The 24522-nt window shown below is 62.0% G+C and carries 19 protein-coding genes; 5 read left to right on the top strand and 14 right to left on the bottom strand.

Annotation, left to right across the window (positions count from 1 at the left end; all coding sequences use genetic code 11):
• Nucleotides 1-3: 3 nt before the first annotated feature.
• From J3A65_RS02550 to J3A65_RS02530, 5 genes are all read right to left on the bottom strand, one after another.
• Complete coding sequence (locus J3A65_RS02550; protein ID WP_209899131.1) at nt 4-1017, bottom strand: DUF4105 domain-containing protein; 1014 nt, start codon at nt 1015-1017, stop codon at nt 4-6.
• Between the two features lie 127 nt (nt 1018-1144).
• The gene (locus J3A65_RS02545) at nt 1145-2266 is read right to left on the bottom strand and encodes an alpha/beta fold hydrolase (RefSeq protein WP_209899128.1); all 1122 of its coding nucleotides are present in this window, start codon (nt 2264-2266) and stop codon (nt 1145-1147) included.
• A 251-nt stretch (nt 2267-2517) separates the two neighbouring features.
• The gene (locus J3A65_RS02540) at nt 2518-3531 is read right to left on the bottom strand and encodes an NADP-dependent oxidoreductase (RefSeq protein WP_062578200.1); all 1014 of its coding nucleotides are present in this window, start codon (nt 3529-3531) and stop codon (nt 2518-2520) included.
• An 83-nt stretch (nt 3532-3614) separates the two neighbouring features.
• A complete protein-coding gene (locus J3A65_RS02535) occupies nt 3615-4907 on the bottom strand; it encodes an ATP-binding protein (protein ID WP_113166109.1) in 1293 nt (430 codons plus the stop codon).
• A gap of 2 nt (nt 4908-4909) precedes the next feature.
• The gene (locus J3A65_RS02530) at nt 4910-5596 is read right to left on the bottom strand and encodes a response regulator transcription factor (protein WP_062459393.1); all 687 of its coding nucleotides are present in this window, start codon (nt 5594-5596) and stop codon (nt 4910-4912) included.
• A 145-nt stretch (nt 5597-5741) separates the two neighbouring features.
• On the opposite strand from J3A65_RS02530, the gene J3A65_RS02525 reads away from it, so the two are divergent.
• The 3 genes from J3A65_RS02525 to J3A65_RS02515 are packed head-to-tail and all read left to right on the top strand — an operon-like array spanning nt 5742 to nt 11361.
• Entirely contained in the window at nt 5742-7166 is a 1425-nt protein-coding gene (locus J3A65_RS02525) for an efflux transporter outer membrane subunit (protein WP_209899125.1), read from the top strand.
• Nucleotides 7166-8296 carry an efflux RND transporter periplasmic adaptor subunit gene (locus J3A65_RS02520; protein ID WP_209899122.1) on the top strand — a complete coding sequence of 377 codons (1131 nt, stop codon included), beginning with the start codon at nt 7166-7168 and terminating at the stop codon, nt 8294-8296. Before J3A65_RS02525 ends, J3A65_RS02520 begins: the two co-directional genes overlap by 1 nt.
• Entirely contained in the window at nt 8293-11361 is a 3069-nt protein-coding gene (locus J3A65_RS02515; RefSeq protein WP_092663247.1) for an efflux RND transporter permease subunit, read from the top strand. The genes J3A65_RS02520 and J3A65_RS02515 overlap by 4 nt, the downstream gene beginning before the upstream one ends.
• A gap of 54 nt (nt 11362-11415) precedes the next feature.
• Here J3A65_RS02515 and J3A65_RS02510 read toward each other — a convergent pair whose 3' ends face one another.
• The 5 genes from J3A65_RS02510 to J3A65_RS02490 form a co-directional block, all read right to left on the bottom strand.
• Nucleotides 11416-11895, bottom strand: coding sequence for a pyridoxamine 5'-phosphate oxidase family protein (locus tag J3A65_RS02510; protein WP_209899117.1), 480 nt, complete (start codon nt 11893-11895; stop codon nt 11416-11418).
• Between the two features lie 77 nt (nt 11896-11972).
• Nucleotides 11973-13304 (bottom strand): oxygen-independent coproporphyrinogen III oxidase, encoded by a 1332-nt coding sequence (gene hemN, locus J3A65_RS02505; RefSeq protein ID WP_209899113.1) that lies wholly within the window; start codon nt 13302-13304, stop codon nt 11973-11975.
• Nucleotides 13301-13459, bottom strand: a complete 159-nt coding sequence (cydX, locus tag J3A65_RS02500; protein ID WP_062459376.1) for a cytochrome bd-I oxidase subunit CydX — start codon at nt 13457-13459, stop codon at nt 13301-13303. The genes hemN and cydX overlap by 4 nt, the downstream gene beginning before the upstream one ends.
• 12 nt (nt 13460-13471) lie before the next feature.
• Nucleotides 13472-14620, bottom strand: a complete 1149-nt coding sequence (gene cydB / locus J3A65_RS02495) for a cytochrome d ubiquinol oxidase subunit II (protein WP_209899110.1) — start codon at nt 14618-14620, stop codon at nt 13472-13474.
• Between the two features lie 24 nt (nt 14621-14644).
• Entirely contained in the window at nt 14645-16225 is a 1581-nt protein-coding gene (locus J3A65_RS02490) for a cytochrome ubiquinol oxidase subunit I (protein ID WP_209899923.1), read from the bottom strand.
• Nucleotides 16226-16385: 160 nt separating this feature from the next.
• Between J3A65_RS02490 and cydD the strand changes: the two genes are divergently transcribed.
• Both cydD and cydC read left to right on the top strand, forming a co-directional pair.
• Nucleotides 16386-18152, top strand: a complete 1767-nt coding sequence (gene cydD / locus J3A65_RS02485) for a thiol reductant ABC exporter subunit CydD (RefSeq protein ID WP_245341415.1) — start codon at nt 16386-16388, stop codon at nt 18150-18152.
• Complete coding sequence (gene cydC / locus J3A65_RS02480) at nt 18149-19810, top strand: thiol reductant ABC exporter subunit CydC (RefSeq protein WP_209899107.1); 1662 nt, start codon at nt 18149-18151, stop codon at nt 19808-19810. Before cydD ends, cydC begins: the two co-directional genes overlap by 4 nt.
• Here the strand turns inward: cydC and J3A65_RS02475 are convergent.
• The 4 genes from J3A65_RS02475 to J3A65_RS02460 all read right to left on the bottom strand — a co-directional run bounded on the left by J3A65_RS02475 (nt 19804) and on the right by J3A65_RS02460 (nt 24476).
• The gene (locus J3A65_RS02475; protein ID WP_082471789.1) at nt 19804-20463 is read right to left on the bottom strand and encodes a helix-turn-helix domain-containing protein; all 660 of its coding nucleotides are present in this window, start codon (nt 20461-20463) and stop codon (nt 19804-19806) included. The genes cydC and J3A65_RS02475 overlap by 7 nt on opposite strands.
• A gap of 315 nt (nt 20464-20778) precedes the next feature.
• Complete coding sequence (pobA, locus tag J3A65_RS02470; protein WP_209899104.1) at nt 20779-21948, bottom strand: 4-hydroxybenzoate 3-monooxygenase; 1170 nt, start codon at nt 21946-21948, stop codon at nt 20779-20781.
• A gap of 177 nt (nt 21949-22125) precedes the next feature.
• Nucleotides 22126-22737: an NIPSNAP family protein gene (locus tag J3A65_RS02465; protein ID WP_209899102.1), complete on the bottom strand. Its 612-nt coding sequence runs from the start codon at nt 22735-22737 to the stop codon at nt 22126-22128.
• On the bottom strand, nt 22734-24476 hold the full coding sequence (locus J3A65_RS02460; RefSeq protein WP_209899099.1) for an FAD-dependent oxidoreductase: 1743 nt from the start codon (nt 24474-24476) through the stop codon (nt 22734-22736). The genes J3A65_RS02465 and J3A65_RS02460 overlap by 4 nt, the downstream gene beginning before the upstream one ends.
• Nucleotides 24477-24522 lie beyond the last annotated feature (46 nt).

Genomic DNA, 24522 nt, shown 5'->3' with positions numbered 1-24522 from the left:
CGCCTAGTTCGTTGCAGGCAGTTCGGTTACCCGATCTCGCCTGATCGCCTCTGAAAAGTCCTCGGACATGCCCGCCGCCTTGGCTTTCTCGGCAATATGGGACTGCTTCCTGAGCACCGCCATCGGGGACCCAGTGTCGAGGATGCCCTGATCGTAGGCGTATTCGGGTAGATAGCCGTTCACATACAGCCGCCAGTCGAGAGGGACCGTGCCTCCAAGCGTTCTGACGATGGCCACAACCGCAGTCGTGCAGTTCGTCATCAGCGAGTTGTACCACTGCGGCTGGCGGGACAGCTTGTTTGCATCCTCGACATAGGCGACCAGGAGGTTGCGTGCTGTCTGCGGCAAGACGTTCACCCGGTAGAGCTGGACGTCCTCGCCGCGCACGATCGTACGAACCCCGATAATATCCCGCTCCTCTGCCGCGACGATCACAAGCGGATTGCTCTTGAAGAGATCCGCGATCGGCGAAAACGCGCCTCCGCGCTTGCGGCGGACCTCGACGGACCAGGCGACGTGCTCGCCATTCGAGAAGCCGAAGCTGACCAGCATGTGGCCCATCAGCGGTCCCGACCAGTAGGACATAAAGAGATCAACCGACGTCAGCGTCTTTAGATCATACGTCTTGGTCTTCCAGTTTTCGGTATAGTCCGTATCGCTTCTCCAGGTGAAGTCCCGCACACCGTTCAGGGTCAACGTGTCGCCCGAAATCGTTCCGGTGACCTGTCGCGCAACGTCCGGCGACCAGTCTCCTACCGCTGGGGGCGCGAGCGTGAACCACCACGAAAGCACGATCGCGAAGGCCACCGAGAACACGCCCGTCGGAGCCCGCCATCGGTGGCGGATCACAGAGACGATGGTCCAGACACCGAGAGCGGCAAACAGCGCAGCGAACACCGCTCTTGCCGGGAGCGGCAATGGCAGACGGTACCACAGTGCCAGCGATGACCACGCCGAGACGAGTAGAATGACGATGAAAACGCCCGTCAGGGCGAGGAAGTGGAATGCTCGGCGCAAATCGGTGTCTCTCGGTTCAACACACGCAACATAGGGTGACAATCGACAAGTGCGACCACGCACGGACACAAGAATGAGAGAGAAGGATCAAGCATTCTTCCCTGGTCTATCGCCAGAAACCGCAAGCTCAGCGCCCGCCGACGACCGCGCCTGCAAATCTGAACGGACTTGAAATGACCGATGCCGCGACGTCGAAGACGAAGGCACCCGCCTCCGGCACCGAAACCGCCCCGCCACCCGCCTGCGCAAGCTGCGGACCCAGTTGTGCGAGATTGGCGTACCGGTCGTGCCCGACCCCATCTGCTGCCTTGACCGACGAGATGTCGATGATCCGCAGACCATAGCGCAAGGCTGCGTCGCGCACCGAAGGGCTATCGACATTGAGCGATCCCGCGCGCGGTTTCTCCCCGCTGATGAAACTGGAGATCTTGAGCGCCTTGTCGTCCTTGGAAACAAACAGCGTGATGGGGGTACGCATCCGACCGACGACCTCCAGCTGCGACCTGAACAGATCGTCGTCAATGTCTGGAGCCGCGAGCACGACGACCAACTTGTCGAGGACGTCGCCGCGGCCTTCCAGCTTCAGCTGGCGAAGCGTTTCCATGATCAGGAACCCGCCGATGCTGTGCCCGAACAGGATGACCCGTTTCACATCGCGTTTGGCTGCCATCGATTTGACGAGCCAGACCAGGGTGTCACGCGAAGCCAGGGCCGCGTCACGATCCGCGAGATATCCGGCAAGGGATCCCTGCGACGGCCACGAGAAAAGGACTGGTTTTCCATCCGTCTTGGAATCGGCGGCGACCTGCGCGAGCCGGTACAGACCCTCCTGGAACGTGTAGTTATACCCGTGGACAAAGATGCCAACCGCCCCATCCTTGTTGGGCGCGTCCGCCAACGCCAGAAACTGTTTTTGGTCGAGAGAGCGTCTTTCGGAAACAACCATGTCCGTCGACGCGTCGGGTTTACCGACAGGCCATTCGATCTTCGGCGGGCGGTGCGAGGGCGGGATTGCGACCGTGAACGTTTCGAAGGCCGGATCTGCGTTACGGCGGGACGAGTATCCGTCGCCGTCCCGCGACCGGTTCGTCGCAGTAAGGACGGTAAGCTGACGGCTGGATGCCGGGTTGACCGCGACCGGATCGAGAACAGAGGCCGAAGGCCTGTTGGCACAGGCAACGAGCTGAGCGGACACGATCGCGATAATCGCAGCCGAGATCCATCGCCGCGTCAATACGGAATACTGCATCGTAACCAGCGACTTTCGAAAGGTGAATGGTGCCGGTTGATGCCACGAAATGTTGCCGAACTCAACTGGCTGAAACCCACGCTAAATTCGCCTGCACCACCTGGCCAGTCGACCGGAACGCGAGTGCATCATTCAAGCTGAAATTAGAGGGAGGCCTGGCTTTGAAGACCCCGGACGGTGCTGCCACGGTCCGGGGTCTAGTCTTTGTTACACATGGCGAATTCATGGCCGGATTAGGCTGCTTGAGCCAGTCAGTCAGCGATCTTCACGATCAGCTTTCCAAAATTGCCGCCGGTGAGCATGCCGATGAAAGCCTCGGGCGCACGTTCGAGGCCGTCAACGATATCTTCCCGATACTTTATGTCGCCGGACGCGACGCGCGGGCCGACCTCATCGAGGAAGTCTCCAAAGTGGCTGATGAATTCAGTCTGGATGAAGCCGCGGATGAGAAGGCTGCGCCTCAAAACCGCCGACATGGTGATCGGAAGCCTGTCCGTTTCCGCAGATCCGGCGCCATTGTAGTGCGCGACAAGCCCGCAGACGGGGACACGGGCAAACTGGTTCAGCAGCGGCAGGACGGCGTCCCAAACGTGCCCGCCGACATTTTCAAAATAGACATCGACGCCGTCAGGGCATGCAGCAGCGAGATCGGACGCAAAATCTTTCGAGCGGTGATCGACAACGGCGTCAAAGCCGAGGCCATCTTTCACATACGCACATTTGTCCGGTCCGCCGGCAATCCCGACTGCCCTCGCCCCGGCAAGTTTCGCAAGCTGGCCGACCAGCGAACCGACAGGCCCGGAGGCAGCGGCGACAACGACGGTCTCGCCTTGCTTCGGCTTCCCGATGAACTTCATTCCGCTCCAGGCGGTCGAGCCGGGCATTCCCAGCACGCCGAGTGCCGTCGTCAGCGTTGCGCCGTGCGTTTCGACACGAGTCAGGGTATCTCCGTGGACAACCGCATTGGTCGTCCATCCGGTCCGAGCACGAACGATATCGCCGGGCGAAAAGGCTGTGTGGCGAGACTTCACCACTTCGCAGATCGTTTCGCCTTCCATAACGCCATCAATGGGAACGGGCGCTGCATAAGACTTTGCGTCGCTCATGCGACCGCGCATGTAAGGGTCGAGCGAAAGATAGAGGCATCGCAAGGTGACCTCTCCTTCTGCTGCTTCCGGGAGTTCGAAATTCTCGATGCGGAAATTCTCAGCCTCGGGCTGACCGGTCGGTCGGCTTGCCAAGACGATGCGGCGAATGGCGGTCATCCTGTGTGTCTCCTTGTCGTTGTCGACTCCCGGGTGAAGTAGTCGGCGGCACCGATTTGCCAAGGCCGAACCGCGATGGGCGCTTAATTTGCTGCCACAAGCTTTCGTGGGACAGCACAGGTCGGAATTGTGATTTGGACGGACAGACCACCGGCCGGTCTGTTTTCTGCCTTTGCGCCCCCGCCGTGCCATTCCGCCGCACGCCGGGTAATGGCAAGCCCAAGGCCGAAGCCGGAACGGGTGGTGACGGTTGAACTTTGCGAAAACGGCTTGAAGATCGCCTCCAGTTCCGTCTCCGGCACACCCTCGCCGTCGTCCTCGACGGTCACGATCAGCTTCCGGTCCAAGACCTTGGACGTCACACGGACAGCGGTGCTTGGTCCCGTGTGGGTGATGGCGTTGCGGATGACATTTTCCAGCGCGCGGTAGATCAGCTCGCCGTTGACGGAAGCCACGAATGTGTCGACGCCCTCATACTGGACGGTTACCCCGCGCGCCTGTCCCTCGAAGCCGGCATCGTCCACAATCTCACGCAGGAGATCGACAAGGTCGAGCGTCTGCCGCTCGAACCTCGGTGTATCGCGATCCGACAGCCGGGCGAGAGTCAGGATTTCGCCGACCAGTTCGTCGAGCCGCTCGACCTCGCGGCTCATCCGCTCGATCATCACCGCCAGCCGTACGGGGTTCTGTTGCAAAACGCCGATAGCAGCTTGCAGACGCGATAAAGGCGAGCGCAGTTCGTGCGAAATATCGTGGAACAGCTGCTGCTGAGCCATCTGGAGCTCCTGCAACCGGGCAGCGGTGATATCCAGATCGTGCGCCAGCGACGCGATCTCGTCGCGTTTGGCGCCGATCTTGTGGGCGATCCGCACGTCCAGTTCTCCCCTGGCAAGCGAGCGCAGCCCATAGCGCAGCTGCTCGACCGGGGTAATGAAATAGCGGGCGAGCCAATAGGCCGCAGCTGCTGCCGCAAGAAGGGCTGCCAGCCACGGAACAGCCCGAGGCCAGGTTTTAGCCATCATGCTCGGCGCTGCGCCGGCAATTTCCAGGCGATAACACTCTCCGTCGCGCACGGCGGTCCGAACGAGCGCCTCCTCATTTTGTTCGGCACAATCGATCGCCGGCCCGTCGGTCGTGACGGTAACCGGGATGTCGCGACCGGTCCGCCGAACCGCCGCCACCAGCCTGGCCGTCGCCTCCAGGCCATCCGACTGGAGCACCTGGGCTGCGGTCTCCAGCGTCAGGCTAAGTTCCCGGCCAGCAACCTCCTCCTCGAACGGTGATTGGAACAGCGTGCTGATCGCAAACAGGATCGCAATCGAGCCGGCCATGGCCAACCAGACGACGGTGAAGAATTTCCAGAACAGGCGATGCATGGTCAGCCTTCCAGCAACTGGTAGCCGCGGCCGCGCACGGCCTGGATCCAGGGCTGCCCATCCGGGCGGGCGCCGAGTTTCTGCCGGATGCTGCTGATGTGGACGTCGATCCGGCGATCGAACGCGGTGAGCGGCTTGGCAAACGCCCGCAACGATATCTCCTGCTTGGAGACGAGCTGGCCGGAGGAGCGGGCAAGCACTTCCAGCAGGCTGAACTCGGTTCCGGTCAGTTCCAGGGGTGCCGCCCGCCACATCGCCCTGCGGTTCGACGGATAAAGCACCAGTTCGCCCGTCCTGATCTCGTTGACGGTGCCGTCCCGCTCGGTTCGGCCCGAGCGGCGCAGGATGGCGCGAATGCGGGCGGCCAGCTCCCCCGGCGAACAGGGCTTTGAGACGTAATCGTCTGCGCCGAGATTGAGGCCGGCGATGCGGTCGATATCGTCTCCCCGTGCCGTCAGCATCAGCACCGGCACGTCGCTCACCTGCCGGATCTTGCGCAGAACCTCGATGCCGTTCATCCGCGGCATCATGATGTCGAGCACGATCAGATCCGTCGAGGAGGACATGGCCTCGGCCACGCCGACGCGACCATCCGCGGTCGTTTCGACGGCGAAGCCTTCCTCTGTCAGATACTCGCCCAGCAGGTTGGTCAGCTCGGCATCGTCATCGATCAATAGTAGCTTGGTCATGCCCTGCTCTTGCTCCTTCGATAACTTCAGCTTTACGACCTTGAGGCTGCGAAGACAGCAGTTTTACCTAACTTAACCTGCTCTTGACCGACATTAACATGGCGATCCCTATACTGCGGCCTTCAGTTAAGGCGGTGTCCAATCGATGCGCAGCACTCTTTCTTCAGTTCTACCAGTTCTGGTCGTCGCGGCCTTGCTTAGCGGCTGCACGAGCATCGGCACTCTCAAGTCGGCGACGCCGGCTGTTGCCGCCTTCTGGCATGCGACGCTTCCGCATGGCGGTCGATCAGCCGATCTCGTGACATGGTGGGCAAGCTTCAAGGATCCCTCGCTGGAAGGCCTGCTGTATCTGGCTGACCGCGAAAACCCGACCATCGAGCAAGCGGTGGCGAATATCGACAAGGCGCGCGCCACGCTCGACAGCACCGCGTCAGGGCTATTCCCGTCGCTCGATGGCTCGGCATCGGCTAGCCGTGAGGGCAATAAGGGTAACGACAATAACAGGCTGACCGCCGGAACGACAAAGAGCGGCGGACTTGATTCCGCCTGGGAAGTCGATCTGTTTGGCAAGACCAAGAAGCAGGTGCGCGCCGCTGCATCGCGGGCCGCTGGCGAGGTCTGGTCCTGGCACGATGCCCGCGTTTCGATCGCCGCCGAAGTAGGCGATGACTACGTCCAGTACCGCGCCTGCCGCGAACTGGAGCGCCTCTACCGCGACGAGCTTGCATCGCAGACGGCCACCATCCGCGCCACGGAACGGTCGGCGCAATCAGGGTTTACCTCCACCGGAGACCTGGCGCTGGCACGGGCAAGCGCTGCTGCCTCCTCGTCAAGCCTGACGGCCCAGCGCGGCGAGTGCGAGATTTTGATCAAATCGATCACACAATTGACGGGTGGCGACGAACCAGCGGTTCGCCGGCTGCTCGACCAGGGCAAACGGCGTATTCCGCAGCCATCTGCGGTGCGGATCACTGCCGTGCCTGCCGACGTCCTGCGACAGAGGCCCGACGTCAATGCGCTGGAGGCTGAAGTCGCCGCAACGATTTCGGACGTCGGCGCGGCGAAGGCCGATCTTTACCCCAGCCTCAGCCTCAGCGGATCAATCTCGATCAGCCAGTCCACCGTGACCGGCCGATCCGTTCCCTGGTCCTTCGGACCGGCGCTGTCGGTGCCGTTGCTGGATGGCGGTGCACGACGGGCGGCTGTGCGCAGTGCGGTTGCCGACTACGATATCGCGGTTGCGAACTATAAGTCTGGCGTGCTTGGCGCCGTTGCCGAAGTCGAGACGGCGCTGTTGCGGGTCGACACGGCGCTGCGGCGGATCGCCGACGCAAAAAGCGCTGCCGACAACTATCAGCGCTATTTCCGCGCGGTGGACCAGAACTGGGCGTCCGGGGGCGTCAGCATTCTCGACCGCGAAGAAGCTCGCCGATCGGCGCAATCGGCGGCCATCACTCTCATCGAAATCAGGCGCGACGCCGTCCAATACTGGATCGCCCTCTACAAAGCGCTTGGCGGAGGCTGGTCCATTCCGACCGCCGCTGCCTCTTCTGCACGGGAACTCAACTAATGCTTAAAACATCACACCCGCTCACGACGATGGCGCTTGCCTGCGTCGTCTGTCTTGCTTTCACCCCGGCAGGCCGGGCACAGGACGCGACGCAGACGACCGCCGGCGCGGCCGCCCTCACGGTCAGCGTGACGAAACCGGAGGTTTCCCAGTGGCCGGTGCTCATTCCGGCAAGCGGGCGCCTTGCGGCTTGGCATGAAGCGGTGATCTCCGCCGAAGTCAGCGGATTGCGGATCATCGGCATCAACGCGGATGTGGGAGCGACGGTAAAAAAAGGCGAGTTGCTGGTGCAATTCGACGCCGAAACCGCGCAGGCCGAGCTCGAGCAACAGCAGGCAAGCGTCGAGCAGGCAAAGGCCGATCTCGATCAGGCGGTCGCGAATGCCGACCGTGCCCGCGGGCTGACCGGCTCCGGTGCGATCTCCGCCCAGCAGACGACGGAGTATCTGATCACGGAGCGCAAGTCGAAAGCAGCCCTTGCGTCGTCGAAGGCCGCGCTGGCATCCGCGCAGCTGACCCTTGACCGCACGAAGGTCTACGCGAACGACGATGGCGTGATCTCTGAACGGTCCGCGTCGCTTGGCAAGGTGGTGACCGCCGGCGACGAACTGTTCAAGCTGATCCGCCAGAATCGCATCGAGTGGCAGGCGGAGCTGCCGGTCAAGCGGCTGGCCGATGTCAAGGAAGGCACCAAAGCGGTCATTCCGACGCCGCTCGGCGATGTCCGTGGCGAGGTGCGGCTTGTCTCGCCCACGAGCTCGACCGCCAGCGGTCGGGTCACTGTCTATGTCGCCCTGCAGCCCGCAGTCGGAATGCCACAACCGAAGACCGGCATTCTCGTCAGCGGCAATTTCGAATTCAGCGCCACCGATGCGCTGACAGTTCCGGCAACGGCCGTCACCCTGAGGGACGGCTTTTCCTACGCGTTCGTCCTCAACGCGACAGATCAGCCGACGGTAACCCGCAAGCGTGTCGAGACCGGCCGGCGGCAAGGCGACCGGGTCGAGATCGTATCGGGGATCGACACGACCGAGGAAGTCGTCGTCTCCGGCGGCGCGTTTCTTGCGGACGGTTCCGTGGTGCGGGTGGTCGATACGGTCGCCGCAGCCGAGACGGAGGCGACGAAGTGAATTTTTCCTCCTGGTCCATCCGCAATCCCGTTCCGCCAATCCTGCTGTTCGTCCTACTGACGGCCTGCGGCCTGTGGGCGTTCAACCGTCTCGACATCCAGAACTTTCCCGACATGGATCTTCCGACGATCGAGATCAGTGCGTCGCTCGACGGGGCCGCAGCCTCACAGCTTGAGACCGAGGTCGCCCGCAAGATCGAAGACGAACTGACGGGACTGACGCGGCTCGATTCCGTGACCACGACGGTCACCGATGGTTCCGTCAGCATTTCCGTCGCCTTCGAAGTTGGAAAGAACACGCAAGAGGCACTCGACGAGGTAAAGAGCGCCGTCGATCAGGCGCAGGACGACTTACCTGAAGAAATGAACGCACCGACGGTTTCCAAACAGTCGCTGAATGCATCGCCGCTGATTACCTATGTGGTGCGGTCAGACACGCTGGATGCGGCGGAACTCTCCTGGTTCATCGACAACAATATGTCGCGTGCCCTGATGGCTGTCGAAGGCGTCGGCGAAGTCGGGCGCCTGGGTGGCGTCGACCGGGAGGTCCGCGTCGAACTCAACGCCAATCTGCTCGATGGCCTCGGTCTGTCTGCAAACGACGTCAACGGGCAGCTCGATTCAGTGCAGTCTGACCTGTCGGGCGGCAAGGGGCGGATCGGCGGCGAAAGCCAGTCTGTCCGAACGCTGGCGGCCGTCGGCAGCGTTGAACAGCTCCGCGCACTGCCGATACCATTGCCGGCGGGAAACTGGGTTCGGCTGGACGAACTCGGCACGGTCACCGATTCCCACAGCGATCTCAGCTCGCTTGCCTATATCAACGGCAAGCCGGTCATTGCCGCGCAGATCAAGCGGTCCAAGGGCTACTCGGACGTCGCCGTCACGGACAGTATCCGCGAACAGATGAAGTCGTTCGCGGCTGAAAATCCGCAAGTGACGATCGAAGAGGCCTACAACACGATCGTCCCGATCGAGCAGAACTACGAATCGTCGATGCATATGGTCTATGAGGGCGCGCTGATTGCGATCTTCGTGGTCTGGCTCTTCCTGCGTGACTGGCGGGCGACGCTTTTGGCCGCTGTTGCCTTGCCCTTGTCGATCATCCCGACGTTCCTCGTGATGTATCTCCTCGACTATACACTGAACACGATCACGCTTCTGGCGCTGTCTCTTGTGGTCGGGATCCTGGTCGACGATGCGATCGTCGAGATCGAGAATATCGAGCGACATCTCAACATGGGGAAAAGCCCCATGGATGCAGCCATGGAAGCGGCCGATGAGATCGGCCTCGCCGTGATCGCCACCACCTTCACCCTGGTCGCCGTGTTCCTGCCGACAGCCTTCATGGGCGGTATTCCCGGCATCATCTTCAAGCAGTTCGGCATCACGGCCTCCGTCGCCGTCCTCGCCTCGCTTCTCGTCGCGCGTCTGGTGACGCCGATGATGGCGGCCTACATCATGAAGCCGAGCGGCAAGACACACGAAGGCGACGGTCGCCTGATGCGGTCCTACCTCTGGGCCGTCAAAGGCGCGCTTCGTCGGCGCTGGATACCAGTGCTCGGCACGGTCGGCTTTCTGGCCTTCACGATCCTGCTGCTCAGCCATCTGTCGACCGGGTTCTTTCCGGCTTCCGATAGCAGCCAGACCCAGGTCACGATAACGACGCCTCCAAGCTCGACCATTGAATCGACCGACGAAGCGGCGCGAAAGGCGTCCGCGGTCATTGCCGGCGTCGACCACGTCACCTCGGTTTTCCAGGCAACGGGCACGGCCTCCACAGGCGGGATGAACAGCACCTCGAATGCCAGCACCAACAGTGCGACGCTCGTCGTCAACCTCACGTCGATCGACGACCGCGACGTCAAGCAATCTCAGATCGAAGCGGATTTGCGCAAGGCGCTGGAAACCTTGCCCGGCGTCCGTCTTGAGATCGGATCCGGCGGCAATGGTACGCAGCTGACGCTGACGCTGGCCGGCGACGATTCCGACCTACTGGAAAAAGCGGCCGCCAGCCTCGAATCCGATCTGCGCACGCTACCCGGCATCGGCAACGTGACCTCGTCGGCCGCGACCCAATCGCCGGAGATCACCATCCGCCCTAATCTCGCGGAAGCCGCATCTCTGGGTGTGACCTCGAAGGCGATCGCCGACGCCATTCGGGTCGCAACGGCCGGCGCCTATGATGCGGCCCTGTCGAAGCTCAACCTGCCGGAACGCCAGGTCCCCATCCGGGTCATGCTCGACACGGCGAGCCGGCAATCGCTGGATGCGCTGTCGCTCATCCCGGTCGAGGGCAAGGACGGCAATGTCGCGCTCGGCGCCATTGCCGACATATCGCTGGGATCCAGCCCCAGCCAGATCGACCGGCTTGACCGGTCGCGCAACGTCTCGCTCACGATCGAACTCAACGGCCGGAGCCTCTCGGAAGTCACGAACGAGGCAGCGCAGCTGCCCGGCTACAAGAACCTGCCACAGGGCGTGAAATTCGTCGAACAGGGAGAGTTGAAGCGCCAGAGCGAGCTGTTCAGCAGTTTCGGATTGGCGATGGCGATCGGCATTTTCTGCGTCTATGCGGTGCTGGTCCTGCTTTTCCACGACTTCCTGCAGCCGGTCACGATCCTGATGGCCCTGCCACTGGCGCTCGGCGGTGCTCTCTTGCCACTGGTGCTCACCGGGACCAGCTTCTCGATGCCCGCGGTCATCGGTTTGCTGCTGCTGATGGGTATCGTATCGAAAAACTCGATCCTGCTCGTCGAATACGCCATAGAGGCGCGCCGCGCCGGCATGTCACGCTATGACGCGCTGGTGGATGCCTGCCACAAGCGGGCGCGGCCGATCGTGATGACGACGATCGCCATGGCGGGCGGCATGCTGCCCGCCGCCCTCAGCCTCGTATCCGGCGATTCAAGCTTCCGCCAGCCGATGGGCATCGTGGTGATCGGCGGCCTCATCACCTCAACCTTCCTGAGCTTGCTGGTCATCCCGGTCGTGTTCACATTCCTGGATGATCTTTTGGTCTGGCTGAAAGCGCGGTTCCACACGCGCAAGCAGCACCCCGCAGAGTAGCGCGCGTCTAAGTCTGGCGGCAGCCGAAGCCGGACGGCTTTGATGTCGCGCGCATCAATGCGGATGCATGCCGGGCACACGTTCGCTCTCGCTCGAAAGATAAGCCTCTCTCCCCGAGACGCTTTCGATCCGAATTCCATAGTAGACGGGTTTGTTTTGCACCCCGGCCGCTGCTGTTTTCAGTCCTCCAGGCAACCAATAGGTTGCGTTGCTGGACTGCAGAAGAGACCATGCACGCGCATACTTCGCCCATTCGGCAGCCTGATCGAATTCCTTGAACTGCCCATTCGCGATAACGGTCCGCCATTGTTGCGGACTGGAGATTTCGTCTGCCAGAATGCAGACGGAGTTATTCTCGCGCATCCACGAGATCTTCTTGCCATCGAGCGAGAAGCTGTAGAACCAGTCGTCCTCAATGATGAAAGAAATCGGAACCGTGTACGGGCGGCCTTCGAGGACGCAGGACAATCTCCCCATCCGGGTTTTTGAAAGGAATGCCATGCACTCCTGATAATCAAGTTCTCTTATATTCATCCCGTCTGCCTTTCGTGAGGGCGCGCTTTCCGCTCCTCAAGCCGAAATCCTCAAATTCATTATGTCAGTGATGACGTTCATACGCTGGGGCTGAACAGATTTTGCCCCTGGCTTCTGAACCGGTCAAAGATCGCCGAAACAGTGCGAACATAGGGTCTCCCCTTTGCCGTCATCGAGATGCGGTTCGCCCGCACCGTCAACAGACCGCTCAAAGCGAACGGTCGCAGCAAGGCTAGTTCGTCGGCATAACCGGCGGCATTCTGTCCCAGATCGACGGAGAAATCGCACATCAGGCGTTCGATGATTGTCGCGCGTTCATGATCGTCCTCGACAAAGGCGTGGCCGCGTCGCGTGGGTAGAGACCCCTCCGCGATATGGCGTTTGTAAGCCTCGATACCGGATTCCGACTGCGTGTAGCCACCGGGGAGCCGCGAGATGGAAGAGCACCCGAACCCCAGCAGGGTCGGGCGATCGTCGTCCGTGTAGCCTTGAAAATTGCGGTGGAGCCGACCTTCTCTTGCGGCAGCCGCCAATCGATCGGAAGGCTTGGCAAAATGATCGATGCCGATCGCCTGATAGCCCTCGCGGTAGAAGAAAGACGCGATCGCGCTTGCCTGCTGCAAACGCTCGATGGGTCCAGGAAGCGATGCGCTATCGATCAGGCGCTGGTTGGCCCTTCGTGATGGTAGATGGGCGTATCCATAAAAGGCGATGCGATCCGGATTAAGCTCCAAGACGGAACGGCAGGTCGTCAGCAAGCTTTCCTGGGTTTGGTTCGGCAGACCATAGATCAAATCGAAATTGATGCGTGAAATGCCGGCGTCGCGCAGGTCGCGGACGGCGGCGGCCACCTTTTCTTCCGGCTGCTCCCGCCCGATCGCCTGTTGCACAACGGTGTCGAGATCCTGGACGCCGAGGCTGGCGCGGTTGATCCCGAGCCGGCCGAGCGCTTGGCAAAGATCGCGCCCGAGCATCCGCGGGTCGAGTTCGATCGAATGCTCGTAGTCGTCTTCCAGGTCGAAATGCTTCTTGAGCATACCGAGAACGGAGCTCAAGCCTGCCTCGCCCAGAATGGAGGGCGTGCCGCCGCCCCAGGCGATGCGGCCGATCTTCAGCCGGGCTGGCAGGTGAGCGGCAACCAGCGCGATCTCTGCCTCCAGCGTGGTCCGGTAGTCCTCGACCGGCTCGGCCTTCCGAACCGCCTTGGCATGGCAACCGCAATAGTGGCAAAGCTGCCGGCAATAGGGAACGTGCAGATAGACAGAGACCGGTTCGGCCGGATCAAGTTGGCCGAGCCAGGCGGCCTGTTTCTTGGGCCCCACCGCCTCGCTGAAATCCGCGGCGGTGGGGTAGGATGTGTATCGTGGAACCGGCATTTCCGCGAGACGCTCGACCATATCCGGTTTCATGCGGCCGGATCTCCGACGGAGCTGCGTTTTGGCTTGTTTGAGGGGTCCGGAAGCGCCGAGAGGCGCCGGTCTTCCTTCATCTCGAACCACATGGCGTTGAGGATGGCAAAGACGCAGGCGAGGCCGACGCCGAGGATCCAGGAAAAATACCACATGAATGATCTCCTTCAGTAAGCGTTCGGATTGCGACCGATCGAAGCCGCGTTCACTGGACCGCGCATCACGTGGTAGACCCAGGCCGTGTAGGCGAGCACGATCGGCAGGAAGACGACGGTCGCCAGCAGCATGATGAACAGGGTGAGGTGGCTGGATGACGCGTCCCAGACCGTGAGGCTCACGGCCGGATCGATCGACGATGGCAGAAGAAAGGGAAACAGCGACAGGCCGGCGGTCGAGATGATGCCGAAGATGGCAAGGCTCGATCCAGCGAGTGCGATCTTGAACCGGCGGCTGCCAAGTCCTGCCAGGGCGACGAGCGACCCGACGAAGCCGAGAACCGGCGCGGTGATCATCCAGGGATATGCATGGTAGTTGTTCAGCCATGCTCCAGCCTGCGTGACGACGGTTTTCGCCAGCGGATTGGATGGACCGGCAGCTTCCTGAACACTGGTGACGACATAACCGTCCATACCGAAGGCGACCCACAAGCCGGCGAGCGCGAAGAGAGCAACGGTGGCTGCGGCCGCCATCCGGCCAAAGCGCGTTGCACGTTCGGCGACCGGTCCGGCGCAGCGCATGGCGATGACGACGGCCCCGTGCATGACCAGCATCGACAGGCTGGTGAGGCCCGCGACCAGGGCAAAGGGACGAAGAAGCCCGAAGAAATTGCCGTCATAATGGGCCCTCATCGTACCGTCGAGGCCAAAGGGCACACCGAGCAGCACGTTACCGACCGCTACACCGAAGATCAGCGCCGGCACGAAACCGCCGACGAACAGCGCCCAGTCCCAGGTGCTTCTCCAGCGCGGATCCTTGACCTTGCCGCGGAACTTGAAACCGACCGGCCGGAGGATGAGGGCCAGCAGGATGGCGATCATGGCAAGGTAGAAGCCGGAGAAAGAAGCCGCGTAGAGCGCCGGCCAAGCGGCAAAGATGGCGCCGCCGCCCAGAACGAGCCAGACCTGGTTCCCTTCCCAGGTCGGCCCAATCAGGTTGAGCAGGATGCGCCGCTCCTCGTCCGTCTTGGCCGCAAATGGCAGGAGGGCGCCAACGCCGAGATCGTAGCCGTCGGCGATGGCAAAGCCGATCAGGAGGACGCCGAGCAGCAGCCACCAGATGATCCGCAATGTTTCATAATCGAGAGGTAAATGTGACATGGACCTTGCTTTCGAATGAGAGGGTCAGCGTTGCGGCGCAGCGGCGGCGCGTTCGGGAACCACTGCCGATCCGCGAATGCCGTCGATCAGCACGTTTCTTTCGCTCGGACCTGCCTTGATGATTTTGAGCATCAGCAGAACCATGATGACGGCAAGCGTCGTGTAGACCGTGAGGAAGAAGCCGAGGCTGATCGCCAGATCCACGAGGGTTAGGCCCGACGCGGCATAAAAGGTCGGCAGCACTCCCTCGACCACCCAGGGCTGACGCCCGTATTCGGCAACGAGCCAGCCGAATTCGATGGCAACCCATGGCAGCGGCAGGCTGAACAGGGCGATCCACAGAAGCACGCGGTTTTCACCAAGCCTGTGGCGGGAGGCCAGATAGAAAGCCACCGCGAAGAAGACGATCAGGTAGAGGCCGATCGCGACCATCAACCGGAAGCTCCAGAACAGCGTCGGCACGTCCGGCACGGTATCCCAGGCGGCCTTTTCGATCTGCTCGTCGGTCGCCGCCGGCACGTCATCGACGTAACGCTTCAACAGGAGTGCGTAACCGAGGTCACGCCACGTATCGGCAAAGGTCTGGCGGGCAGCGGCATTGTTGCGGTCGGCACGAATCTGGTCCAGCGCCGCATAGGCGGTCATGCCGTTGCGGATGCGGACTTCCGCACGCTCGACCAAGGGCAGAATGCTGGGAACCTCGGTGGAGAGTGATCGCGTGGTGATGAGGCCGAGAACGTAGGGGATTTTCACCTCATAGCTGTTCTCGCGGACGCCCGGGATGGCAAAGACATTGAGGCCGGCAGGTGCCGGTTCTGTTTCCCACATGCTTTCCATCGCAGCGATCTTCATCTGCTGGTGCTCGGTCGCGACATAGCCGCTCTCGTCACCAAGGACGACGACGGAAAGAGCCGAGGCGAGGCCGAAGCTCGCAGCGACCGCCATCGACCGCTTGGCTAGATCCAGATGGCGTCCCCGCAGCAGGAACCAGGCGCTGATCGCCATGACGAACATGGAGCCGGTGACATAGCCGGCGCTGACCGTGTGGACGAACTTTGCCTGCGCCACGGGATTAAAGATGACAGCGGCGAAATCGGTGATTTCCATGCGCATGGTATCGGGATTGAAGGTCGAGCCGACGGGGTTCTGCATCCAGCCGTTGGCGATCAGGATCCACAGGGCCGAGAAGTTGGCGCCGAGCGCCACGAGCCAGGTCACGGCCAGATGGCCGACTTTGGAAAGCCTGTCCCAGCCAAAGAAGAAGATGCCGATAAACGTGGCTTCCAGGAAGAAGGCCATCAGGCCCTCGATCGCCAGGGGCGCCCCGAAGATATCGCCGACATAGTGGCTGTAATAGCTCCAGTTCATGCCGAACTGGAACTCCATGACGATGCCGGTTGCGACGCCCAGCGCAAAGTTGATGCCGAACAGCGTGCCCCAGAAAAGCGTCATGCGCCGCCAGATTTCGCGCCCGGTCATCACATAGACGCTTTCCATGATGGCCATCAGAAACGACAGCCCCAAGGTCAGCGGAACAAAGAGGAAGTGGTACATTGCCGTCGCCGCGAACTGCAGTCGCGAAAGGTCGACAACCGTAAAGTCGATCATGTGTCTACCCGCCTGTTTTCAGGTTTTCCGGTTCGAAATCCCCGGTCTGAAAGCGGCATAATCCACCGCACGGGCCCCGTGCATTGATTGCAATCAATGAGCCCGCCTGCATGCCGGATTAGATAGTCCCACGACGATCAGGGCAGTGCGGAAACCGATGACCACAAGCACAGACGAGCAGGAAATGGTCGAAGATGGCGGCGACCGGAAAGCGCTTTCCGCCCTGCGCCGACACGGCGGCATCGCCCTCGGCATCGCGGTCGCACTCCCTATACTCTCCGGCCTGCTGCTGATCGGGCAGGTGCTCCTGTTGTCGCAGGTGCTTGGCCGGGCCATCGAGGATGGTGTTCCCCTCGAACAGCTCTTTCCGCAGATCTTCGGTTTCGCCTCCCTCCTTGTTCTCCGGATCGCGCTTGCCTTTGCTGCCGAGTGGGCGGGATCGCTCGCCGCCGAAAAGATCAAGCGAACGGTGCGCGACAGCCTGACCACGCGGCTGCTTGCCCCTCGTCCGGACTGGAGACAAGACCGGTCGTCCGGCGCGCTTGCCAGCACGGTCGTCGATCAGGTCGAGGCGTTGGACGGCTTCTTCTCACGGTTCCTGCCCGCAACCATTCAGGCCGCATTGCTGCCCATCGTCTTTGCTGCGGCAGTGATGCCGTTCGACTGGGTAGTCGGGTTGTTGTTCCTGTTCACGGCGCCGATGATCCCGCTGTTCATGGCGCTTGTCGGCTTCGGGGCGCAGGCCGCGAGCGATGCACAGGCCAATGCGCTGTCGCGATTGTCGGAATATTTCGCCGATCGTCTCGGTGGTCTCCTCACGCTGAAGCTGTTCGGTCGGATGGAGATCGAGGCTGGCGCCATGCACGAGGCGACAGACCAGCTTCGCCGGCGGACGCTGCGCGTGCTGCGCATCGCGTTCCTGTCATCGGCAGTGCTCGAATTTTTCGCAGCGCTTGGCGTTGCCGGCGTCGCACTTTACGTCGGCCTCAGCTATCTCGGCATGGTCGACCTGCCGGGTACGCAGTTGTCGCTCCAATCCGGGCTCTTCTGTCTGCTGCTGGCTCCGGAAGTTTATCTTCCTCTGCGATCACTCGCCGCCCATTACCACGACCGCGCCCATGCCAAGGGGGCGGTCGCCGAGATCGTGCGCCAGTTCGGCGAGCTTCCCATGCCCGCGGCTGCGACAATCCCACCGGCACCGGTGCGTCTCGTTTCCTCTGCGGTCCCGATCCTCGCCACCAATTTCAGCATCAAAACGCCGGACGGTTGCTCCATTCTGCTCACATCGAGCAGACTTTCCATCCCGGCTGGCCAGCATATCGCCCTCGTCGGCCGAAGTGGCATCGGCAAGTCGACGCTGCTGAATGTGCTGGCACGGCTTGCGCGCACTGAAGGAACAATCGAGTTCGGCAATCGCCGGCTTGACGAGATCGATGAGCGCGAGCTCCGCCGGATGCTGACCTTCGTCAGTCAGAAACCGCATCTCTTCCACGGCACGATCGCCGACAATATCCGCCTTGCTAATCCCGGCGCCAGCGACGACGAGATCCGCCGCGCGGCCGATCTGGCCCTGGTCACGGCGTTCAGCGATGGCCTTCCGGACGGCCTTGCCACCGGCATCGGAGAAGGTGGTCTCGGCCTGTCGGGCGGCGAGGCTCATCGCGTCGGCCTGGCCCGCCTCTATCTCACGGATCCGTCCATCATCCTGCTCGATGAGCCGACCGCGCATCTCGATCCCGAGACGCAAGCGACCGTGCTCGATCGCCTCCAGGGTTTCGCCCAAGGGCGGACGATGATCATTGCCACGCATTCGATGACGGTCGCTTCCCGCATGGACGCGACAGTGCGGTTCGAGAACGGACATCTCTTGCCAATGAAGCCGACCCTGTCTGTCGTTTCCTCTGGTCGGGAGTTTGCCGCATGAGAGCGCTCCTGTCTTTCCACCCGCTGTTTCGGCGGCATCTGGCAGGCTTCGCCATTGCCCTTGGCCTCTCGCTTGCGACGCTTCTCGCGGGCGTTGCTCTGCTGGGCCTGTCCGGCTGGTTCCTGACCGCGGCATTCCTGACCACGGCTGCCATGAGCTTTAACCTATTCGGCCCATCGGCTGCCGTCCGCGGCCTGTCGATGCTGCGTATTCTGTCGCGCTACGGCGAAAAGCTCGTCGGTCACGACACGACGCTTCGAGTGCTGGCCGACATCAGAGAATGGCTGTTCAGACGCCTCGGTCCCGGCGTGCACCAAGCCAGCCAGACGCTCCGCAAGGGCGATGCGGTTTCACGGCTAACGGCAGACGTGGATGCGCTCGACAGTGTGTTCATCGTTGCAGCCGGTCCGCTCGTGACGGGTGTACTCACAGCAACGGCAGTGACCGTTTTCCTGTCCGTCATGCTGCCGGCAGCTGCAGTCCTATATGCGGTCTTCATGGCGACAGCTCTGTTTGTCGTTCCGATTCTGCTTTCAAGCGGAACGCGCCGGCTGGGCGCCCGGGTCATAGACCTCTCGACCGAACTGCGTGTGGCGGCGTTCGACATGGTCGACGGCCACGCCGATCTGATTGCATTCGGTGCTGCCGATCGGATGCGGGCACGCTCCGATGCAATCGCTGCAGATCTTTCAAGGACGAGGCTGCGTCTCGCCCGTGCCTCGGCATCGGCGTCAGCAGCAATTGCCGTCCTGGGAGGACTTGCAGTCGTCTGCACATTGCTGACCGGGCTGACGGCTCTGGAACGTGGCCTGATCAGCGGCCCTATTCTCGTCGGCCTTCTTCTCGCCTCGCTCGGGAGCTTCGAGGCAACGGCGGCCGTCACCCGTCAGGTCGCAAAGTTCGGTAGCGCGATCGCCGCGGCGGAGCGACTGAGGAGACTGGCGGAGACACCACCTGTTGTCGTCGATACGCTCCACCCGGCAGCCCTTCCCGCCGGGGGAAGTATCTCAATCGAAGGCCTGACCTTCGGCTACGATCCGCGGCGGCCTGTCCTACGGAACCTCGATCTGACGGTGGACGCCGGAAGCAGCGTCGCCATCATGGGGGAAAGCGGCGCCGGAAAATCCACACTCGGCGCCCTTCTCCTGCGCCTCGCTGATCCCATCGCGGGAGCCGTGCGCGTTGCGGGTACGGATATCCGCGACATCGCGCAGTCGGATCTCCACGCCAGGATCGCCCTGCTCGAACAGAACGCGCCGGTCTTCATCGGCACGATCGGTGACAATCTGAGGATCGGCTGCAACGGAGCGAGCGATGACGAATGCTGGTTCGCTCTCGGCAAGGCGCGTCTCGCCGATTTTGTGCGCAGTCTGCCTGCCGGTCTGGAAACGCCGGTCGGAGAAGCCGGTCATACACTCTCCGTCGGACAGGCACGGCGGCTTTGCCTCGCCCGAACACTTCTGTCCAAGGCGGAGATCCTCGTTCTCGATGAGCCGACCAGCGGTCTCGACCGGGAAACCGAACTCTCGTTCTTCAGTGATCTCAGGAACGCGACGGTGGGACGAACCGTCCTCCTCATCAGCCATGCGCACTTGCCGTTCGGGATCGTTGACCGCATCCTCCATCTGACGGACGGACGTCTGCGCGAAGATCAGTGAACGTTGATGCCTGCAACGGCCTCCAACGCAGACATGTCGATCAGTTCGACGGTTTGCGGATCGGGCAGCCGGATCATGCCCGTATTGCGCAGCTTGGTGAAGGAGCGGCTGACGGTTTCGATCGTCAGCCCAAGATAGTCCGCTATGTCGGTCCGCGACATTGGCAGGGACAGAGGATTGGCGGAAAGTTTATGCTCCGCAGCCCTTGCCGACAGCGCCAGAAGAAAGCTCGCAAGCTTTTCGACCGGCGCCAGGCGCCCGAGAATCATCTGATTGTCACGGGCCTGGCGAAGCGCCGAGCGGGTAAAGGAATGCAGCCGGTCCTTCAGCTTGGGGTAGCGTTCCATCAGCGCATGCATTTCGCGCGTCGAGAACGAACAGAGCTGGACTGAACCAATCGCTTCCGCCGTGGAGGAATGGACGTCCTCATCCGCCAGGCCAAGATAGTCGCCCGGCAGCAGAAAGCCGGTGATCTGGCGGCGTCCATCGGGGAGCGCGATCGATAGTCGCAACATGCCTGCAGTAAGGCTGTAGGTCCGATGCAAAGGGTCGCCTTCGCTCACAAGCATCTCGTTGGGAGCAAGATGCCGAGAGGTCATGATCTTGTCGAGTTCGGAAAGTTCCTCGTCAGCCAACGCAGCACAAACAGCCATTGTGCGCACATCGCAGTTGGCGCAAGCGCTGCACGCTTTCCGCCGATGTACTGATTTCTGAGTGGTGAAAGGACTGTCGTGCGTATCTACCAATCGATCGTTCTCGTCTGCTGTCAATTCAACATAAAATATCCAGTGGGACACACAACCGATATTGCGGCTGCCGACGATCAGGAACGCCCCGACCATCCCGTCAAGTGTATGACTCATGTCGACGAATACAACAGATTATCACGTTTGCGATGAGCAATGATCGCGATCGACGTGTATGGCCGCCGCACCGCAGCTTCGGCCGACAACTCTTTCCGACGGAGCCTAATAGGGCATGCCGACATAGTTTTCGGCGAGTGCTGTTGCGGCAGCCTTCGAGCCTACGAGGTAATTGAGTTCCGCTTCCTGGATTTTCCGGTCGAACTCGCCGGCTTCGGGAAAGCGGTGCATCATCGTCGTCATCGACCAAGAGAAGCGCACGGCGCCCCATACGCGCTTGAGCGCTCGCATCGAATAGGCGTCGATTGCCGCGGCTGATTTCTCTGAGAAATACTCCTGCAGACCTTCGAACAGGTAGAACACGTCACTGGTTGCAAGGTTCAACCCCTTGGCGCCGGTCGGGGGCACGATATGGGCGGCATCGCCGACCAGGAACAGGCGGCCGAACCGCATCGGCTCGGCAACGAAGGACCGCAACGGCGCGATCGATTTTTCGAATGAGGGGCCGACGACCATGCTTTCCGCATGCTCCGCCGGCAACCGCCGACGCAGTTCGTCGTAGAAGCGCTCATCCGACCAATCCTCGATCTTCTCGTCCAGTCCGCACTGGATATAGTAGCGGCTGCGGCTGGCCGAGCGCATCGAACACAGTGCGAAACCGCGGCTGTGATTGGCGTAGATCAGTTCGTGGCTGACCGGCGGCACATCCGCCAGGATCCCGAGCCAGCCGAACGGATAGACCCGTTCGAACGTCGTGAGACTGTGCTCCGGCACCGATTTACGGCTGATGCCATGGTAACCGTCGCAGCCGGCGATGAAATCGCAGTCGATCCGGTGGCTGACGCCCTCTTTTTCGAATGTCACGTACGGGTTCGTTCCATCGAAGTCATGCGGCGCTACGTTTTCGGCACTATAGATCGTGGTTGCGCCGGAGGCTTCGCGCTGATCCATCAGGTCGCGGGTGACTTCGGTCTGGCCGTAAACCAGCACGCGTTTTCCTGTTAGCCCGAACAGGTCTATGCGGTGGTCGCGGCCGTCGAAGGCAAGCGAGAACCCGTCATGTGGGAGGCCGTCCCTGTGCATCCTGTCCGCCGCACCGGCACGCTCCATCATGCTGACCATGCCTTCCTCCAGCACGCCCGCCCGCACCCGGCCAAGGATGTAGTCCTTGCTCACCCTGTCGAGAATGACGTTTTCGATACCGGCATTGGTCAGCAGTTGGCCAAGCAAGAGACCCGAAGGGCCAGAACCGATGATGGCGACTTGGGTGCGCATGAAATCCTCCGTAGATCTTGGGGTCTCTTTAAGCGCACCCGCAGGCGTTTGAACAATGGACTATACGGCCAATCTATAGGACTGATGCCGGTCCGGCTGGACACAGGAAAACGACGCTCGCGGGACGCGGAGAGCGGCAGAATGATGTCCGGCGCTATCGTCACAGGCTCGGTGCCTTCACTTCAGCGGCGAGAATGGCAGCGGCAACGCGATCTGGCTGGTCATTTCAGGTGTCAGCCAGTCCGGCCCACCCTTCGGTGGCCATTTTCCGTCGGTGACCGATTTCCCGCGTGCCTCTGTGCGGGCGGCAAGGCTGGCATAGGGCCAGATCTGGGTGAGCCGCGGCCTGCCGTCGAGCCCGTACATGGCAACGGTGAGCTTCGAATAGGCCTCGCGCGCGGGCACCGCATCGGCCCATTTTTCCGCGGTCGGCGTGATGCCGTTGATCCGGGTGTGATAGGTGCGGAATTCATAGATCGGACCGAACGTGCCGGCCTTGATGGGGGCCAGGAATTCCAGCGCGCGGTAGCTTTCCATGCTGAGCGAAACCAGTTGCTCGACGCAGCCGAAGGGGTTGTCGCTACGCAACGCCCGCTCGCGCTCGCCGTAGAGACTATCGAGACTGTCGAAGGCGCGCAGCAGGAAGATACGGTTCAGCGAGCCGATATCGGTGCCCCAGGCTCCGCAGAGGCGCCCCTCGCCTGCGGCAACCCAGGCTTCGATCCCAGGCGTTGCCTTGCCAGCGCCAAAGATCACCGTGTCGAGCGTCGCAAGTTCATAAAGGCTCATTCCATTTCCTCCTGTGAAATTGTCTCGGAGACCGTGACGGGCTGGCCGGACAGAACCCGACCGGCGATGTATCCGAACGTCATGCCCGGACCGAGCGTGATGCCGCCGGACGGGTAATTGCCGCCCATGATCGACGTCATGTCGTTGCCGACAGCAAACAGACCGGGGATTGCCTCGCCGCCCGCATCCAGAACCCGGGCCTGCGGATCGGTGCGTAGGCCGGCGAAGCTTCCGAGCGATCCGGGCACGATTTTCACCGCGTAAAACGGCCCATGAGTAAGCGGGGCAAGCGATGGATTGGGCGCGTGGTCGGCATCGCCCTGGACCCGGTTGTAGGCGGACCGGCCACGCCCGAATTCGGGGTCTTCGCCACGCTCGGCATGTCGATTGAAAGTCGCGACCGTGTCTGTGAGAGCTGCTTCGGGAATGCCGCAGACCGCGGCAAGCTCGGCCAGCGTTCGACCTCTCTTGAGGTAACCCGAACGGATCGCCGGGCCGAGAGGAAAGGGAAACGGCTTTGCCCATCCAAGGCCCCAGCGGCGTTGTCCCCTGTGATCGGCAATCAGCCAGGCAACAGGCGGGCTTGCCTGCGGCGTCGCATCGAGCAGCGCCTTGGTAAAGTCGTGATAACTGTCCGCCTCGTTGACGAACCGTCTGCCCGACGCGTTGACGGCGATGATGCCGGGTTTGGCGCGTTCGATCAGGTGCGGGAAATGTGCCACGCTGCCATCCGGCCGTGTCACCAGCGACACCGGCGCCAACGCCATGGCCGATGCGAGATCTGCGGAAACGGTGGCGCCGACGGTTTCCCCCAGCCGCAATCCGTCGCCCGTATTGCTGCTGGGTGCTGCCGAAAAATGCCCCTCGCCGCCGCCGGCCGATCCGGCGAGCGCAGTCAGACGGTCGCGGTCATGCGGAAAACCACCGGTCGCCAGCACGACGCCGCGCGCCGCATGAACGATCGTATCGCCACCTTCATTGCCCAGCCGCGCGCCGACGACCCGATCGCCATTCCGCAACAGCTCTTTTGCCGGCGCCTGTTCCATCATCGACACGCCGAGATCGAGCGCCGAGCGCAGCAGACGGGCAACAAGAGCATTGCCGTTGACGAGATGCACGCCGCGGCGGTGCAATGCAAGATCGCGAAAATGCCGGACGAGCCGGCCCGCTGCATAGAGCCCCGAACGCGGCTTGCGGGTTGCCTTGAAGAAATGTCCGATGTCGGCACCGCTTGCGAGCCCCATGCCCCAGAGGCTGGCGACGTCGAGCGGCGGGCGGAGCTTGTCGATCCATGGCCCGAGCCGCCGCCCGTCATACGGAGCTGCCGTCACCGACCGGCCACCCTTCAGAGCACCGGGCGTGTCGTGGAAATCCGGCACGCGATTGCCGTCCACCCAGCGGACCTCGGTATGATCCTGAAAGAAGGAAACCATTTCCGGACCATTGGCCAGGAAGGCCGCGACGCGCGGATCACCGTAACGGTTGCCGAGTTCGCTGCGCAGGTATTCGCGAGGTCCGTCCGGTGGTTCGTCTATTCCGGCAGCCCGCGCCAGAGGATTGCGGGGTATCCAGAGCCAGCCGCCCGACCAAGCCGATGTACCGCCGAAAACAGAAGCCTTTTCAGCGACGATGACCTTGCAGCCGTAGTGCGCTGCCGTCACCGCCGCCGCGAGCCCGGCAGCGCCGGAACCGATGACGAGAACATCACAGGTCATGGTGTTCACAGATTGCCGTTCCATCCATCTCCGCCTTACGTGCATGCCCGGACAAGACAGTGGAACGGCG

Origin of the sequence: Rhizobium sp. PvP014 (genome assembly GCF_017876855.1) — a bacterium.
GTDB lineage: Bacteria > Pseudomonadota > Alphaproteobacteria > Rhizobiales > Rhizobiaceae > Neorhizobium > Neorhizobium soli.
This window is presented reverse-complemented; position numbering and strand designations above follow the sequence as displayed.